18 protein-coding genes are annotated in these 16,058 nt (G+C 33.1%); 13 read left to right on the top strand and 5 right to left on the bottom strand.

Annotation, left to right across the window (positions count from 1 at the left end; all coding sequences use genetic code 11):
• Positions 1-34 precede the first annotated feature (34 nt).
• Both DWQ18_04370 and DWQ18_04365 read left to right on the top strand, forming a co-directional pair.
• On the top strand, positions 35-364 hold the full coding sequence (locus DWQ18_04370) for a hypothetical protein (GenBank protein RDJ34140.1): 330 nt from the start codon (positions 35-37) through the stop codon (positions 362-364).
• Positions 365-559: 195 nt separating this feature from the next.
• Positions 560-799 carry a hypothetical protein gene (locus tag DWQ18_04365; protein ID RDJ34139.1) on the top strand — a complete coding sequence of 80 codons (240 nt, stop codon included), beginning with the start codon at positions 560-562 and terminating at the stop codon, positions 797-799.
• Between the two features lie 110 nt (positions 800-909).
• Here DWQ18_04365 and DWQ18_04360 read toward each other — a convergent pair whose 3' ends face one another.
• Positions 910-1,284 carry a hypothetical protein gene (locus DWQ18_04360; protein ID RDJ34138.1) on the bottom strand — a complete coding sequence of 125 codons (375 nt, stop codon included), beginning with the start codon at positions 1,282-1,284 and terminating at the stop codon, positions 910-912.
• A gap of 89 nt (positions 1,285-1,373) precedes the next feature.
• Here DWQ18_04360 and thrC point away from each other — a divergent pair, with 89 nt between their 5' ends.
• Together thrC and DWQ18_04350 are read left to right on the top strand one after the other, a co-directional pair.
• A complete protein-coding gene (gene thrC, locus DWQ18_04355; protein RDJ34355.1) occupies positions 1,374-2,711 on the top strand; it encodes a threonine synthase in 1,338 nt (445 codons plus the stop codon).
• Between the two features lie 130 nt (positions 2,712-2,841).
• Positions 2,842-4,125 (top strand): HlyC/CorC family transporter, encoded by a 1,284-nt coding sequence (locus DWQ18_04350; GenBank protein ID RDJ34137.1) that lies wholly within the window; start codon positions 2,842-2,844, stop codon positions 4,123-4,125.
• On the opposite strand, the gene DWQ18_04345 is transcribed toward DWQ18_04350, so the two are convergent.
• A complete protein-coding gene (locus tag DWQ18_04345; GenBank protein RDJ34136.1) occupies positions 4,122-5,171 on the bottom strand; it encodes a type II glyceraldehyde-3-phosphate dehydrogenase in 1,050 nt (349 codons plus the stop codon). The genes DWQ18_04350 and DWQ18_04345 overlap by 4 nt on opposite strands.
• Positions 5,172-5,241: 70 nt before the next feature.
• Here DWQ18_04345 and DWQ18_04340 point away from each other — a divergent pair, with 70 nt between their 5' ends.
• The 3 genes from DWQ18_04340 (at position 5,242) to DWQ18_04330 (ending at position 8,004) form a co-directional block, all read left to right on the top strand.
• On the top strand, positions 5,242-5,937 hold the full coding sequence (locus tag DWQ18_04340; protein RDJ34354.1) for a protein-disulfide isomerase: 696 nt from the start codon (positions 5,242-5,244) through the stop codon (positions 5,935-5,937).
• A 114-nt stretch (positions 5,938-6,051) separates the two neighbouring features.
• On the top strand, positions 6,052-7,443 hold the full coding sequence (locus tag DWQ18_04335) for a 3-hydroxy-3-methylglutaryl-CoA synthase (protein RDJ34135.1): 1,392 nt from the start codon (positions 6,052-6,054) through the stop codon (positions 7,441-7,443).
• 12 nt (positions 7,444-7,455) lie between these two features.
• Positions 7,456-8,004: a hypothetical protein gene (locus DWQ18_04330; protein ID RDJ34134.1), complete on the top strand. Its 549-nt coding sequence runs from the start codon at positions 7,456-7,458 to the stop codon at positions 8,002-8,004.
• Here the strand turns inward: DWQ18_04330 and bioD are convergent.
• Together bioD and DWQ18_04320 are read right to left on the bottom strand one after the other, a co-directional pair.
• Positions 8,001-8,681 carry a dethiobiotin synthase gene (bioD, locus tag DWQ18_04325; protein RDJ34133.1) on the bottom strand — a complete coding sequence of 227 codons (681 nt, stop codon included), beginning with the start codon at positions 8,679-8,681 and terminating at the stop codon, positions 8,001-8,003. The two genes, DWQ18_04330 and bioD, sit on opposite strands and share 4 nt — an antisense overlap.
• A gap of 32 nt (positions 8,682-8,713) precedes the next feature.
• Positions 8,714-9,127, bottom strand: a complete 414-nt coding sequence (locus tag DWQ18_04320) for a hypothetical protein (protein RDJ34132.1) — start codon at positions 9,125-9,127, stop codon at positions 8,714-8,716.
• Positions 9,128-9,391: 264 nt separating this feature from the next.
• Between DWQ18_04320 and bioA the strand changes: the two genes are divergently transcribed.
• The 6 genes from bioA (at position 9,392) to DWQ18_04290 (ending at position 15,664) form a co-directional block, all read left to right on the top strand.
• Positions 9,392-10,717: an adenosylmethionine--8-amino-7-oxononanoate transaminase gene (bioA, locus tag DWQ18_04315; protein ID RDJ34131.1), complete on the top strand. Its 1,326-nt coding sequence runs from the start codon at positions 9,392-9,394 to the stop codon at positions 10,715-10,717.
• 66 nt (positions 10,718-10,783) lie between these two features.
• Positions 10,784-11,764 (top strand): biotin synthase BioB, encoded by a 981-nt coding sequence (gene bioB / locus DWQ18_04310; protein ID RDJ34130.1) that lies wholly within the window; start codon positions 10,784-10,786, stop codon positions 11,762-11,764.
• Positions 11,754-12,884 carry a pyridoxal phosphate-dependent aminotransferase family protein gene (locus tag DWQ18_04305; protein ID RDJ34129.1) on the top strand — a complete coding sequence of 377 codons (1,131 nt, stop codon included), beginning with the start codon at positions 11,754-11,756 and terminating at the stop codon, positions 12,882-12,884. Before bioB ends, DWQ18_04305 begins: the two co-directional genes overlap by 11 nt.
• 195 nt (positions 12,885-13,079) lie before the next feature.
• The gene (locus DWQ18_04300; protein RDJ34128.1) at positions 13,080-13,811 is read left to right on the top strand and encodes a cytochrome C biogenesis protein; all 732 of its coding nucleotides are present in this window, start codon (positions 13,080-13,082) and stop codon (positions 13,809-13,811) included.
• A gap of 5 nt (positions 13,812-13,816) precedes the next feature.
• Entirely contained in the window at positions 13,817-14,929 is a 1,113-nt protein-coding gene (locus tag DWQ18_04295) for a thiol-disulfide isomerase (protein RDJ34353.1), read from the top strand.
• Positions 14,930-15,022: 93 nt separating this feature from the next.
• The gene (locus tag DWQ18_04290; GenBank protein ID RDJ34127.1) at positions 15,023-15,664 is read left to right on the top strand and encodes a hypothetical protein; all 642 of its coding nucleotides are present in this window, start codon (positions 15,023-15,025) and stop codon (positions 15,662-15,664) included.
• A 17-nt stretch (positions 15,665-15,681) separates the two neighbouring features.
• Here DWQ18_04290 and DWQ18_04285 read toward each other — a convergent pair whose 3' ends face one another.
• The gene (locus DWQ18_04285; protein RDJ34126.1) at positions 15,682-16,017 is read right to left on the bottom strand and encodes a hypothetical protein; all 336 of its coding nucleotides are present in this window, start codon (positions 16,015-16,017) and stop codon (positions 15,682-15,684) included.
• Positions 16,018-16,058: the final 41 nt, after the last annotated feature.

Below are 16,058 nucleotides of genomic sequence, written 5' to 3'. Positions count from 1 at the left end.
AAAGGTTTTAAGGACTAGATTTCGAAAGCTGTTATTGATTACAAAACAAGTCATAGTTAACGGGACATCATTCAGAGTTACCCTTACAGATCAGGTGATTAATCAAGTAAATAATTTGAAAGATTTGTACGCAGCTGCGTATGAAGATCCTGAAAGCTTTGAACAAGTAAGTGCAGAAATATCAAATACAATTAACGAGATTGCAGGTGCAGTAGAACCAGAAGCATCAGATAGTGATCTAGATGGTCTGATCCAAGAAATCATCAAAGTGGTAGATAACAAAGCAGCTGAAGTTGAACAAGAGCTGCAAGGACAGGCAAAAGCTGCAAAAGCACCAAAAAAGAAAGTGAAATCTAAAAAGTAATCATATTTTGAGTAGTTATTTAGTTAAAGAATACTCAAATTAGTTATATTCTTGAAATTACAATTAACAATATGGCAAAAAGTTGTGAATGTGGTATTTGTGGTCATTTTTCTGAAGATGAGTGTAGGAAAAAAGAGTGTAAATGTTGTATAAATTTTCATGTGAGATCAGGTCCAAAAATTAAGAAAGAATAAGATGGTAAAGATTATCAACATAGAAGAATTTGAAAATATAATAAAATCAAATTATGGTTACATGATAATTAAAAACAAAGAATCAGTAATTATTCACGAAACCAAATGTATTGAAATTAACAAAGAAAAATTTTCTAACTCGGAAAATGAAGATACGGAATTTCACTGGTTCTCAACAATTTCTTTGGCAGAAAAAAAATTCACAGATATAAAAAATTGTAAAATTTGTAATCCTGATTAATTATTATGGCAACTACATTTTTTGGAAAAATGTTTGTTGCATCCAAACAATTTATGATCCTTACATCCACATAAAATACATTTTTTTTTAGAATCAGTCACACCATACACCTAAAGCTTGGTAATAATAGACTCAATTTTATCAATAAAATGTTTATCATGTAAAGATTCCAAAACTTTTATTCTGATGTTTTTTAATCTATCTACATCGTCAGAATAGAGAGGACTCATGGTGTCGATTTCTCGTTGAAAGTCATAGTTTTGAATATAATATTCGGAACTGGATTGTAAATCTAAAAAATGATCGGATTTATTTTCAAAGGATTCTAGTTTATTCAGTAATGCAAGGAGCAATCCATGAATTTTTAGCCATTCTTTTTTTACATTGTCTAAGGTTCCGGGTTTATCCTTAATAGCAGAAATGGTACTATAGGCAACAAGGATCTGCTCTAAAATTCCTTTTACATATTCGTCTTTAGTAACCACAAAAGTATTGAAAATTATCCAGACTATAAGTTTAGAATTACAAATCAAATAATGTTAACTTTAAATCAGTACCGCATAACCTATTGGCAATGCAAGATAGTGCATACTTGAAGTGTATTGATCCCAAATGCGGTTTAGAGTATCCAATTAACAGTGTGGTAGTAGAATGTGAGAAAGGTCATCTATTAGATGTAAAATACAAAAATAAACAACCCGCTAGTCTCAAAGAAACTTTTCTTAAGAGAAGGAATCCTGAAGGAAGTATATTTAATGAAAGTGGAGTTTGGAGATTTCGTGAATTATTAAATTTTTGTCAAATAGATACTGAAGATCTTGAAGAATGTTCCAAGTATCTTGTTTCACTTGATGGCTCAGAAGGTAGGCAATCAAAACCCTATCACATGTCAAAAGCAGCAGAGTTTGTAGGATTACATTCTGGAAATTTATGGCTTCAACCAGAAGGATACAATCCAAGCGGCTCATTCAAAGATAACGGCATGGCGTCTGCAGTAACTCACGCAAAGTTGGTTAATGCAAAAAAAATAGTTTGCGCATCAACAGGCAATACATCAGCATCTGCCGGAATGTTTGCAGCCAATGAAGGCATTGACTGTGATGTATACATACCCAAAGGTCAAATTGCCCCTGGTAAACTTAGTCAGGCATATCAATTTGGCGCTCAAATTATTGAAGTAGAAGGAAATTTTGACGATGCATTAAGTCAATCATTAGAAGATGCAAAAAACTCCAACGGATACACAGTTAACTCAATTAATCCATTTAGAATTGAAGGACAAAAAACTATTCCGTTTAGAGCTTTAGAGTATTTAGAGTGGGATGCTCCGGATTGGATAGTTTATCCAGGAGGTGCACTTGGAAATACATCAAGTTGTGGTAAAGCAATAATGGAATTATATGAGTGGGGATGGATAAAGAAAATTCCGCGAATAGCTGTAATTAACGCAGAAGGTGCAAGTACATTATCAGATTTGTATAATGGAAAGTTCAATGGAGAGGAATTACGATGGAATAACGGAAACCCAAATGTGGAATTAATTGAAGAGTATTATGATGATTTAGATAAAAAAGGAATCAGACCTAAAACAAAAGCGACTGCAATACAGATTGGAAGACCAGCAAACATACTAAAGGGATTACGCGCTCTAGATTTCACAGATGGAGTTGCAACAACCGTTTCAGATTCTGAGATGCTAGATGGAATGTCAGTTGTAGGATTAAATGGATTTGACTGTGAAATGGCATCAGGAGCATCTCCTGCAGGGGTAAAAAAATTAATCAAAGAAGAAATTATCAAAAAAGATGATGTCGTGGTAGGAATTCTAACAGGTAGACAGAAGGATGCTATGCTGCCTGTAGATTATCACAATAATCCCCAAAATAGATTTGCAAATCCCCCCAAGAAATAAAGCAATACTTTATGCATGATCACATGCCAAGCCTTAAAAATCAGTAAGATTAGAAATAATTATTCGTAAGATGGTGAAATCAAAAACAAATGATTAACTTTGAAGTTATTCATAATTTTGGAGGAATAATATGGTAGATGTCTGGGCTGAAATAGCCGCACTTGCTGCATTAATTGGGCTATCAGGGTTTTTTAGTGGTTTAGAAGTTGCACTAGTAGGCACTAGTCAGGCAACTGTAGAACGATTAGTTAAAGAACATAAAAGAGGTTCAAAAGCACTTCAGAAATTAAAATCTAATCCAGGTTGGATGATGTCAGCTGTAAACCTTGGAAATAATCTAGTCAACGTTGGTTCTTCTGCACTAGCAACGGTTGTTGCAATTGAGATATTTGGAGATGAAGGTCTTGGCATAGCTGTTGGAATTATGACATTTTTAATTATAATTTTCGGAGAAGTTACACCAAAAACATATTGTAATGCAAATGCATCAAAAGTTGCTCTTCGCGCAAGTCCGATTTTGATTGCATTTAGCTATGTAACATATCCTGTTGTTTGGATATTAGAAAGAATTACACGAATTATGATCAAGATTACCGGAAGTGACTATCATCCTCCAGCACTTACTGAAGCAGAGATAATGGGAATAATTGATCAAGGTCATAGAGACAAGGCCTTAGAAGGAGAAGAATCCAGAATGGTTAGAAGCGCATTAGAGTTTGATGATACAGCGTTACGTTCAGTAATGACACCTAGAACAAAGATGATGATGCTTCCTGCAGATATGTTGCTTTTTGAGGCATTACCAAAAATCAATCAAAGCCCCCACTCTAGATTTCCGATTTATGGTGAATCCGTAGACGATATTGTAGGGTTTGTTCATGTAAGAGACATTCTAAAAGAATTTGAACATGACAATAAGATGATCAAATTAAAAGAGATTTCCAGAGATCCAGTTTTTGCATCTCAAGAAAAAATGGTTAGTGCATTGCTCAAAGAAATGAAAGGAAGAAAAACACACATGGCAATTGTAATCGATGAACACGGAGGTGTTGAAGGATTAGTAACACTAGAGGACCTAATTGAAGAGATTGTAGGAGATATAGAGGATGAGACAGATCATCTACCAGGAAAAGATTTTCACATGGAAGGAGAAGATACTCTAATTATCACAAGCAATTTAGAGATTGATAAAATCAATGAGGTATTCAAAATAAAGATTCCAAAAGGGGAAGATTATGGAACGATTAATGGGTTGTTGCATGAGAAATTACATGATATTCCAAAAGAAGGAGACAAAGTAGAAATTGCAGGAGTAAAAATTGTGGTAGAAAAAGTAGACAAAAATGTTCCTGAAAGAATCAGAATGGAAAAAATTCATAAAAAAAATACAACTGAAGACGAAAGTAAAAATTAATTTTTTGAAAAATGTTCTTCTAATTTTTGTTTCTTTTCGTCCATGTGAAATAATTTTTCAGTATGACTAAATGCATCTTCATATGGTTTTTCAAATAACATTGCTTGCATTAACATGTGGTTTTCTGGAATGACGATTCCCGTTTGATCATCAGAATACATCATTTGTACTGTATCACCAATCGAGGCCATCATGTTTGCATGAATGTGAATCATGTTAGTATCTTGAAAATTAAAGTTCATTGTACTTGCATAATCTCTAACATCCTTAGTTCCCTTTGCAGTCCATAAAATTGCAACGCCATATTCATGTTTAAAAATTTCAAGGATTTCAGAGGGTTTTGGAGCTTTGTCCCTGAATCTCACATCAAGTATGTGTAAATGCATTTGTCTAGTAGGAACTTTTATTGCACGTAAGAATAATGGAGTATCTTTACCCATGTATGATTTTACATCATCACCATGATGTGGATTTTCAGTCATTTCGATAGTATCAATCACTTGTTTTTCTGTCTGTTCAATGTCTGCCCATCGCCTAATCAAAGTAACATCAAATCTTTCAAGTTTGTCTGCAAATTTTTCTCTTAATGGTTGTAAGATTCTACCCATTCCAGTTACATTGCAGCTACCTTGCATCACATGTTTTTTCCCAAATGCTTTTGCATAGTTAGCTCGAGAGTTAAATAATAAATCAGATACAGCTTCGTCACCATATACACTCTCACCTCCTTGGTAAATTGCCAAAAGATTTCTTGGTTCGTATAGATTTTTTTTATTTTTAAAACCATGACCACCTGGAGATGCATCAATGACTAAATCACAGTCATCTAATGCAGATTCTATTGTTCCAGATATTGGCAAGTCTTGAAATTCAGTTATTTTTTTTTCAGGGACAAAAACTTTCAGCCCTCTAGAAATGGCAAGTTCCACATCCTTATCAGGAGAATATTTGCCTACCCCAATCACTTCAACTTCAGGGTCATCTTTGATAAAAGAGGTGACTCTACTTCCTATTGAGCCATATCCATTAACAAAGATTTTTTTCACGTATTTTGAAAAAGATTAGCCATTTATTTACATTACAAAAGCCTAAATGTATCCAAAAACAGAAAAATTTGTGTTACATGGTCCTTCGCTAGGGATTGGTGCTGGGATTGCAGCTGTTTCAATTTTTGCTGCATTTTTTGCATTTAATATGATTGGCACACAGGAAGTAGAGCTAACCCCTGCGAATATTCCTGAGTCTAATGAAGAGATTACAATGGAGGTTTTTACTGCAAATGGGTCCCCCATACTAGGTGATCCTAATGCCCCTGTTTTAATGGTAGAGTTTGGTGACTATCAATGCTTTTTTTGTAATAAATTCTTTCATGATACAGAAGATGATATACTGAAGAATTATGTTGAAACTGGAAAGGTCAAGATAATCTTTAAGGATTTTACAATTATAGGACCAGATTCTGTTAATGCAGCTCATGGTGCGCACTGTGCGAACGAACAGGAAAAATTTTGGCAATATCATGACATTCTTTACAATAATTGGGATGGTGAGAATAACGGATGGGCAGGTTCGGAAAATCTTCTCAATTTTGCCACACAGATTGAATTAGATATTGATCAATGGAGTGAATGTATGCTTGATGCGAAATATCAACAAAAAATCATCTCTAGCAATAGTGACGCAAAATCACTAGGACTGACAGGCACACCAGCATTTTTTGTTATAGGTCCTGATGCAAAGGTAACAAAAATCGGAGGCGCTCAACCATATGACGTTTTTCAAAGAATTTTTGATACAGAGTTAGCAAAATAGAGAAAATTGCGATCAAAATACTAAATTCAATATAAAAATTTGGCAAAACTTACCTATTTTGTAATCTTCATTTAGCTCAATATCCTTATATTCGAAGTACCAAGAGGCTAGCTTATGGCAGCAGGAATTGATGACATTGCCATCTACATACCTAGGCTGTACGTGGATGCAGCAGATTTTGCACGGGGTAGAGGATTGGACCCAGCCAAATTACAAAAAGGATTAGGAGTTTCACAGATGGCGATTGTAGATACTAATCAAGACCCAGCTTGCTTAGCTGCAAATGCATGTCTTAGAATTATGCAGAGAAACAAACTATCACCAGAAGACATTGGTAGATTATACGTATCAACAGAATCATCGTTTGATGAATCCAAAGCAATGAATTCCTACGTCATAGGAATGCTAGAACAGGTTTATGGTCAAGGAGCCTTTGAGCATTGTGGAGGAGTTGAAACAAAATTTGCTTGTGTTAGCGGATCTTATGCGTTATATGATAATACAAATTGGATAAGAGCGGGCGAAGCAGAAGGAAAACATGCGTTAGTGGTAGTGTCTGACATTGCAAAATACGATTTAGGTTCATCTGGAGAGATGACACAAGGTGCAGGCTCTGTAGCAATGTTGTTAAATGATACTCCTAGACTTCTTGCATTTGATCCTAAAGTTACGTCAACTTCAATCAAGGATGAGTATGATTTCTACAGACCTTTTGGAAAAGAAACACCGATTGTACACGGACAGTATTCCAATCTGCTTTACTTAATTCAAGTTAGAAAAGCATTAGAAGCTTACAAGAAAAAGGCCATTAGCACAGGCATAATAAAATTAAGAGATGATGAAACAATTTTAGATCATATTGACTTCCTTAACATGCATTTACCTTATGCAAACATGGGAAAGAAAGCGTTAGCATATCTTGTTAGACATGAATGGAGAACTTTACCTAGGTGGAAAAAGATAATTGAAAAAATCGGCATGTCCGAACCAATTCCAAAAGATCCAAGAGGAACAATTGAATCGGTTTTGGGAGACCAAGAATTTATGGAAAAAGATCATGAATTTACCAAGATGTTTACTAAAACGGAAGAATACCAAGAAGTCTATGAATCAAAATTAGCCAGTTCATTAATTGCATCAACTATGATTGGAAATCTCTATACTGCATCTCTATATCTTGGTTTTAGAAGTAGTTTAGAATTTGAATATCAGAAAGGAACTCCTCTATCGGGTAAAAGAGTAGGATTTGGTTCATACGGTTCAGGAAGTAGTGCAATGGTATTTTCTGGAGTCATTCAAGAAGAGTTTGAAGAGATTGTTAAAGATATGAATTTGGAATCTGAAATAGGACCAAGAAAGAAACTTACAATTGAAGAATACGAAGCTCTTCATGAAAATAAACTTGGAGTTGCAGATTCAATGTTACAACCTAAGAAAGAATTTGTACTAACAGAGGTCAATTCATCAGTTGGCTCTGGAGAACGTAGATACATATTCAATGAATAATCATTCATCAGGATGAAAGATAATTCCACCATCATAAAAGAAAATTTTTATGAATGGGTAAAAAACTTTGGAGAAGAAAAGATAGTTAATGAATTACAGAAAAATAGTCAAAATGTGATTTCACAAGTTGTAGATGAATTGAATTCAAAATTCATCGAATTAAAAATAAATGATGATGAAAAAATGAGTGTCTTAATCACTGTTATGATGCACTATTTTCTTACTACACTACTTCTCCCCAGTCAGAGAAAGATAATTCACGAAGGAATTGAAATAGACATTATTATTCCAAATTTAAAGAAATTAAAGAATGAAACCAACCATACTCTAATAATCGACATACCGACTAATCAGACCCCATCTAATCTTGAAAAAAGATTACATGATCTACAAAGAATACAACCTATCAATGAAAATATCTGGTTTTTACTATACAAAAAGAAGAATCTTAATTGTAAGGTATTCAGTATTGAGGATAATACGTTATTTAATATCATTAAAGAAATTAAAAAATTTACAGAAACTCACAGTTCAAATCAACTGAAAATTTTAAAGAATTAAAATTTAGAAAGATCAAAATTATCAGATACATATTTTGAAACAGATTCAATATCTAATGTGTCAAACTTTGGAATTATACCCAAAACAGAAACATCAGTTAAACTTTCAAGATCTCTTTTTAGTTCAGAAGTAGGATATCCATCATAATCAAAATTATTGATTATGATTCCTTTGATGTCAAGACCATAATTTTTGCATTTGTCTATTGTCATTATAGAATGATTAATTGTTCCGATTTTTGTCCTAGTAACAATAATCGTGCTTAAATTAAAATCACGAATTAAATCTGCAACATAATAATTTTGAAGAATCGGGGTCATAATTCCTCCCATTCCTTCAACGAGAAGATAATCATGCATTTTCATTAATTCCTTAAATTTACTATGTATCAATTCCAAATTTACATTTACATTCAGATTCAAAGATGCAGTGTATGGAGAAGCAGGAATAGGAAAAAACTGCGGATTAATTAATTCCTCAGGATCTCTAACTTTGGCAGCTTTTGCAAGTAATTCAGCATCTTCTGATTGAAATTTTGAGTTATGTATTTTTCCAGCTGCAAAAGGCTTCATTACACCAATATCAAAACCACGATTTGAAAATGCCCTAGCAAAACCAGCAGTAATTACAGTTTTGCCAACATCAGTGTCAGTACCAGTAAAAAAATATGATTTCATACAGCAATACACTAAATGTAATTGATTAATGTTTATTCAAATTCTTTAATTTTTTCAAGCGCATTTTTTACTTTATTTAATTCCTCTGAGGAATCTACATCCACAATCAAGTTTGAATAATAATCATTTTTATTTTTAGTTGATTTTTGAAGATCTGAAAAATAACTGCCGAGGGATTTTTCAAGTAAAGGAATATCATGTTTTAAATCGTGTAACTTCTCGTTATTGGTCAAGCTTTGATTAATTTTTTTTATAAGTACATCAATGTGAGGATATGTTTTCATCGCTTCTTGTTCAACAACTTGCCTAAACATTGGAGCATCTTGAAGTTCAGGGGTTGAGGCTATGTTTCTTAGTCTTTTTTTATAATGTTTTAGTGATCGAATAAGGATTTCATAGCCACCTTCATTTTTTATGAAAATTGAGCCTAACCAAATATTGCTCATAAATATTGAGAATAAATTTAATTTTAATATGTTATGTAAAAAAATACGAGACGATTACTCGTCTACTTTTTTCTTTAATTTTTCTTTTTCAGAACGCAATTTTGCAAGTTCTAAATCTAAATTAGAATGCTTGAATTTTTTCATATTTTATACATATAATTAGCAATTTAGCTATAAAAGCTAGACGGAAACATAGCATTTCACACACGAATAGATGAGGTCAAATTTAGAATTATTAACCCGAAAAATATTCTAGGTTAACAAATGATAGAAAACAGTTCAGTTTGGCACCCTAACACACAGATGTCAGAATGGAAGAATTTTCCAAAAATAGTACGCGGAAAAGGAGTTTACCTAATAGATAATGAAGGTAAAAAAATGATAGACGGAGTTTCGTCAATGTGGTGTAATGTATGGGGACATTCAAAGAAAGAATTGATCAACGCGATGACCACACAAACAAACAGAATTCAGCACTCTCCTATGTTTAATTTAACAAATGAGCCATCAGAAAAGCTAGCAAAGAAACTCGTAAAAATATCTCCAGGAATGAATCGAGTTTTCTACTCAGACAATGGATCATCTGCTATGGAAATAGCAATAAAAATATCAATTCAATATTGGATAAATAAAAAAATAAAGAATAAAAATAAAATTGCTACCTTAGTAAACGGATACCACGGGGATACAATAGGTTCTATGTCAGTGGGATACGTTCCAGAATTTTTTTCAAAATTCAAGTCACAGTTGTTTTCTTCATTAAGATTTGATGTTCCGAATACATACAGAATACCAAAAAAATATTCAGAAAAAGAATACGAAGAAGAGTGTTTAGAGAAAATTGAGAGAAAGTTATCAGTAGATGAAAAAATTGCGGCATTCATAATGGAAAGTGGCGCACAAGTAGCTGGAGGAGTCATCATATACCCAACTGGATTTCAGGAAAAAATTTCTAAAATATGTAAAAAAAATGGAGTTTTGTTTGTACTAGATGAGATTGCAACCGGTTTTGGTAGGCTAGGATCGATGGTTGAATATACAAACCAAAAAAGCATTCCAGACATTGTTTCATTTGGAAAAATGATGACAGGGGGATATTTGACAATGGCAGCCACATTAACTTCAAACAAGATCTATGATGCATTTCTTGGAGAATTCAATGAAAGAAAGCATCTTTTTCATGGACATACATACACTGGAAATCCAATAGCTGCTTCAGTAGCAAATAAAAATTTAGAACTATATGAAAAGTATAAACTTATATCAAAAATTAAAAAAACATCAAAGATCTTTCAAAAATACTATGATGAGTTGTTAAATTTAGATTTTGTTGGAGATGTCAGACATAAAGGAATGCTAATGGGAATTGAGCTTGTCAGTAACAAGAAAAAGAAAACGCCCGTAACCAGTAAAACCTCCATCAATAAGTTATTTTTTGATGAAGGTAGAAGAAACGGGATATATCTTAGGACTCTTGGAAACATAGTCATGATTGTACCTCCACTTGCAATCTCAGAAAATAATTTAACAACATTACTAGATAGAACTGTATCTACAATAAAGAAGGTAAAATTCAAAAAATCAATGTAAACCCAGCAAGTCTTAACAGGTTAACATTTTGGAAATCTTAATTAATCTAATTTTTTAAAAAACATCATGCTTCAGGAACAAGAATTCATCAATTACTGTAAAGAAAATGTATTCTCAGGCATTGGAATTAGTACAGATGAAGCTAGAACGTTGATTAACATATCAGATGATAGCCTTAAATTTTTGGCAAAATCTGCAAATGAGATTACAAGAGAGTTTAACGGTAGTAAAGTAGATGTTGAACAACTAAACAATATTAAAAAAAACGCATGCAGTGAAGATTGCAATTTTTGTTCACAATCTGCATTTTATAATACAGGAATCGAAACATATCAACTACCACCTGCACAAGAAATAGTCTCGAAAGCAAAGAAAGCAAAAGATGAAGGAGCAGAATCATATTGTTTAGTTGCCGCTTGGAGGGAACCCTCAAAAAATGATTTTGAAAAAGTTTGTGACATAATTGAACAGATTAACAATACTGTTGGAATTTCAATTGAATGTAGTCTGGGATTTTTAACTCAAAAACAAGCTAGTAGATTAAAAGGACTCAATGTAAAAAGATACAACCACAACTTAGAGACTGCAAGATCTAAATTTTCTGAAATATGTACTACTCATACATACGATGACAGATTGGAAACCCTGGAGATTGCTCGTAATGCAGGGCTAGAATTATGTACTGGAGGCATAATTGGAATGGGTGAAACTCGTGAACAGAGATTAGAGTTAGCAATTGAACTGTCACGATTAAAACCAGAAGAAGTAACCATCAACATACTTGTCCCATTTCCGGGCACACCACTGGAATTACAAACTCCTTTACCAATTTCCGAGATTGTAAGAATTTTTAGTCTAGTGCGCTTTATGTTGCCAACTTCCATTATCAAAATATCAGGAGGAAGAGAAACCAAACTGTCAGATTCAGGAAAAGAACTACTTCAAAGCGGTGCAAATGGAATTATCACATCAGGGTACTTGACTATGAACGGAAATCCTTCTGAGAAAGATTTTGAAATGATAAAAGAAATTGGGCTTGAAGCATAAATTTGAGTATTTAGAATCTAGTCTTGAACAGATCAGACGAGACAATCTCACAAGACGCCTCAGATATGGAAAAATCAAAGGTTCCGAAATTGTATTCAAAAATAAGACATTCCTAAATCTTTGTTCAAATGATTACTTGGGAATACCTCCATCTAAAATACAGAATTCGCAGCTGCAATCAAGTTCAAGATTAGTTTCTGGAAACACAATGGATTATGAAAAATTAGAAAAGAGATTAGCTAGTCACAAATCACAAAAAAGATCATTAATCTTTCCAACAGGATATATGACAAATCTAGGTGTCATATCAAGTCTTATCGAAAAGAATGATTTGATATTATCTGATGAGTTAAATCACGCTAGTATTATTGAGGCATCCAAACTAACAGAAGCCAAAATTTCAATTTATAATCATAACCACATGGAAGACCTAAGAACTAAATTAAAAGCCAATTCCAAACGTCGATTTATCATCACAGAAGGAATTTTTAGCATGGATGGAGATTTGGCCAACTTAAAAGAAATTACCGAACTTGCAGAGAAACATGATGCCATACTCATTCTTGATGATGCTCATGGAGATTTTGTAATGGGAAGAGATGGGAAAGGTACAGCAAATCATTTTCAAGTCAGTAAAAAAATCGATGTATACATAAGTAGTTTAAGTAAAGCATTAGGGTCATTTGGCGGTTATGTTGCATCAAATAACCAGGTGGTAGATTTTTGTATTAACAAATCAAAATCCTTCATATATACATCCGCATTGCCTTCATCGTTAATCAAATACTCCTTAGATAGAATTAACCTAGATCAAAAAAAATATCGAAAGAGACTTGAATCAAATCGAAATAGATTTGTAAAAGGGTTGAAGAGTTCAGGATTCAATATAGAATCTAAAACTCATATCATTCCGATAATAATTGGAAATGAAAAAACAGCAATGGAATTTGGTGATTTTATTTTTAAAAATGGTTTATTTGCTCAGCCAATCAGGTATCCCACAGTAAAAAAAAACAGAGCAAGATTAAGAATTTCCATCACATCATGGCTTTCAAATAAGCAGATTGACTATGCTATAGAGATTCTAGAAAAGGCGGCAAAAAAATACAAAGTAATTTGATTATCGATATGCATCGAATCCACCGAACATTGGAGATCCTACTAAAACAGCTATTGTAACTACTATTCCCAATGCAACTCCTACAATAATAAATCGTTTATTCATAATGGAATGATTTTCCAATAGGATAAAAACGCTTAGAAATTAGAATAGATTTGGAACAATCCTTTAAAACAAAAAACATCAAATTCTATTATGACTGAGGTAACATTAGCTGTAGCAGCACTTGCAGGATTAGGATCATTTGTTGCTCCATGTATTCTTCCTATGATTCCAGCATTTTTGGCATACATTTCCGGAACAACAGTATCAGAATTAGCACAAAAAAATGGAAATTCAACAATTACAATTAATCGTACTAATGTGATTTTAAACACGATATTTTTTGTTGTAGGATTCTCAGTTGTTTTTTCTACAATAGGAGTAATCATCAACAGTACGCTTTCTAATGCATTTGATTTTATTGATAGTTTTAATCAAATTGGCGGAATTATAATTGTGGGGTTTGGATTATTCTTAATTTTATCATCAAAAATTAAAATTCTAAATGTTGAAAAAAAATTCTTTCCAAAAAGAACCAAAGCAAGTTATCCATTATCATTTGTTTTTGGGCTAGCATTTGCAGCGGGATGGACTCCATGTGTTGGGCCAATCTTAGGCACTATTCTAACACTTGCAGCAACTACACCAGCATTTGCATTTAACTTATTATTAGTATATTCACTTTCATTAGGAATTCCCTTTATCCTATTGGGAATATTCTTTTCTAGAGCAACCCGAGTTATACGTTCAATGAGCAAACATCTAAAATATTACTCACTAATCCTAGGTAGTTTTATCATTATTCTTGGAGTCCTAGTTTTTACTAATCAACTTGCGCTAATAGCAAACTTTCCGCTTCTAAATGAATTGGTGTTATTAGGGTGACAAAATTGGACAGTTCAATTAAAACAGCTTTAATTTTTGCAGGAGTAATAATCGTTGCAATTGTAGGAATTAGTGCATGGCTATCAACTCTAGAGACAGAGTTTGAGCCAAATTCAACTCATGACGATAATCAATTGCAGACTACAACAATTGATAAATCAAAATTTAAGAAAGCACCAAAAATTGTTGGGATTGCAGAATACATCAATACAACTCCGGAGCAATTAGAAAAGGATATCGAAAATAAAGTGGTACTATATGATATTTGGACCTATTCGTGTATTAATTGTATTAGGACCTTACCATACATTACAGCATGGAATGAGAAATATTCCGATGACGGACTGTTAATTATTGGTATTCACTCACCTGAATTTGAATTTGAAAAAGATCTAAACAATGTAAAAATGGCAGTAGAAAAACACGGTATAGATTATCCAGTAGTGCTAGATAATGATTGGGAGACTTGGAAAGCATTTGAAAACAGATATTGGCCCAGAAAATTCATTGCAGATATTGAAGGATACATAAGATATGATCACATTGGGGAAGGAGCTTATGAGGAAACAGAGAAAGTTATTCAACAACTTTTGAAAGAAAGGGCAATGAATCTTGGATTACAAGTAGCTTCAGCTCAACAACTTGTAGATTTAGAAGAATTTGAGCACTCTACCTTTAGAACGCCCGAGTTATACTTTGGATACAAATTTGCCCAAGGAAGAAATCAACTAGGTAATTCAGAGGGATTTCATCCTAATCAAGATATTTCATACACAATGCCAGAAATGTTAGAACAACATCATTTCTATCTAGAAGGTACATGGACTAATTTGGAAGGAAGTATGAAGCTAGTATCAGATTCAGGAATCATAAAACTTCCATATCATGCAAAGGAGGTTAATATCGTCACTGCAAACCCAGCTACACTTAGAATACAACTAGATGGGACATTACTTCCTTCAGAGTATATGGGATTAGACATTACATCTGAGGGAATTCTTTATACTTCAGAAGATGGACTATACAACATAATAAAAAGCGACATTGCATCAGCGCATCTACTTGAAATTTACATCGATAAACCAGGATTTGAGATTTACACATTTACGTTCGGGTAGTGTAACTATCATATTGTGTAACCGGAGTGACAATACCTAAGGTGACAGATCTCTTTAAAAGAAATTTTTCAAGCACTAGCGGGGAAATAAGACTTGATAAAATGGAATACAGATTCAAACAAAACGAACTTGTCACAGAAGGTTCTAGACAAAGTAAAACCAGATACCCCACTAAAAAGCAAAATTGATGATGCGCAAAGAAAATTAGAGATTCAAATTTTAAAGTTAGATTCTATTCATGGAAAACTTAAGAAAAAGCATGATTTTGTTTTCAATAAAATTGTTGAGGCTCAAAAAACAAACAATGTAGCTTATGCAAGAGCATATGCATCAGAACTTCATGAAATTAGAAAAATGAACAACATGATTGGAGGAGCAAAATTAGCTATGGAACAAATTCAGATTAGATTAAACACAGTTTCAGAACTAGGAGATGTAGTTGTTACACTAAGTCCATGTATGTCTGTGATCAAAGGTCTAAGCACATCACTAGGAGGATTAATGCCAGAAGCAAACGCATCAATGCAAGATCTTTCACAAATGCTAGGAGATGTACTATCAGGATCAGCAGTTGGAAGTGATGAGTTATTATCACCAACACACTCATCTAATGCTGAAACCCTTGCAATATTAGAAGAAGCACACTCAGTAATTGAAGGAGAAGCAAAATCAAAATTCCCAGAGATTCCAGCAGAATTAAGAAAAGAAATCGCTGCTAGAGAGGCCTTAATCTAAAAACATTAAAGAAAAAATTATTTCTTTTTGCTTTTTTGAATTAAAATTTTTTTTATTCTAGATATTGTCGGATAACTATAACCACGTCTTCGATAATTTGCAATCATCATCTTCCAATTTTTTAATCTCCATTGTGCTTGTTCAGTAGTAACTGAATGAACTTCTTTTTGTATGATACTTTTTCTTCCAACTTTTAAGATCCCGGCATCCTTAGCAGACCATCTATTTTTTGCAAATTTTAATCCAGAAAGAATCTCATCGATCGGAACATCACGAAAATACTCACGAATTTTTTTTACTTGTAAATCAGTTAGATCCTCATTTACAGTTAGTTCAAGGGATTTTTTCTCCATGGTGGGAGTAATGCACTAGAACATAAGAAATTCATGCTAAA

Source organism: Thermoproteota archaeon (genome assembly GCA_003352285.1).
In the GTDB taxonomy this organism is placed as follows: domain Archaea; phylum Thermoproteota; class Nitrososphaeria; order Nitrososphaerales; family Nitrosopumilaceae; genus PXYB01.
This window is presented reverse-complemented; position numbering and strand designations above follow the sequence as displayed.

What these genes read in the sequence shown, in the direction of transcription:
- DWQ18_04365 (RDJ34139.1), top strand. Translation starts at nt 560, where the DNA reads ATGGTAAAGATTATCAACATAGAAGAATTTGAAAATATAATAAAATCA.
- thrC (RDJ34355.1), top strand. Translation starts at nt 1,374, where the DNA reads ATGCAAGATAGTGCATACTTGAAGTGTATTGATCCCAAATGCGGTTTA.
- DWQ18_04350 (RDJ34137.1), top strand. Translation starts at nt 2,842, where the DNA reads ATGGTAGATGTCTGGGCTGAAATAGCCGCACTTGCTGCATTAATTGGG.
- DWQ18_04335 (RDJ34135.1), top strand. Translation starts at nt 6,052, where the DNA reads ATGGCAGCAGGAATTGATGACATTGCCATCTACATACCTAGGCTGTAC.
- DWQ18_04330 (RDJ34134.1), top strand. Translation starts at nt 7,456, where the DNA reads ATGAAAGATAATTCCACCATCATAAAAGAAAATTTTTATGAATGGGTA.
- bioD (RDJ34133.1), bottom strand. Translation starts at nt 8,681, where the DNA reads ATGAAATCATATTTTTTTACTGGTACTGACACTGATGTTGGCAAAACT.
- DWQ18_04320 (RDJ34132.1), bottom strand. Translation starts at nt 9,127, where the DNA reads ATGAGCAATATTTGGTTAGGCTCAATTTTCATAAAAAATGAAGGTGGC.
- bioA (RDJ34131.1), top strand. Translation starts at nt 9,392, where the DNA reads ATGATAGAAAACAGTTCAGTTTGGCACCCTAACACACAGATGTCAGAA.
- bioB (RDJ34130.1), top strand. Translation starts at nt 10,784, where the DNA reads ATGCTTCAGGAACAAGAATTCATCAATTACTGTAAAGAAAATGTATTC.
- DWQ18_04300 (RDJ34128.1), top strand. Translation starts at nt 13,080, where the DNA reads ATGACTGAGGTAACATTAGCTGTAGCAGCACTTGCAGGATTAGGATCA.
- DWQ18_04285 (RDJ34126.1), bottom strand. Translation starts at nt 16,017, where the DNA reads ATGGAGAAAAAATCCCTTGAACTAACTGTAAATGAGGATCTAACTGAT.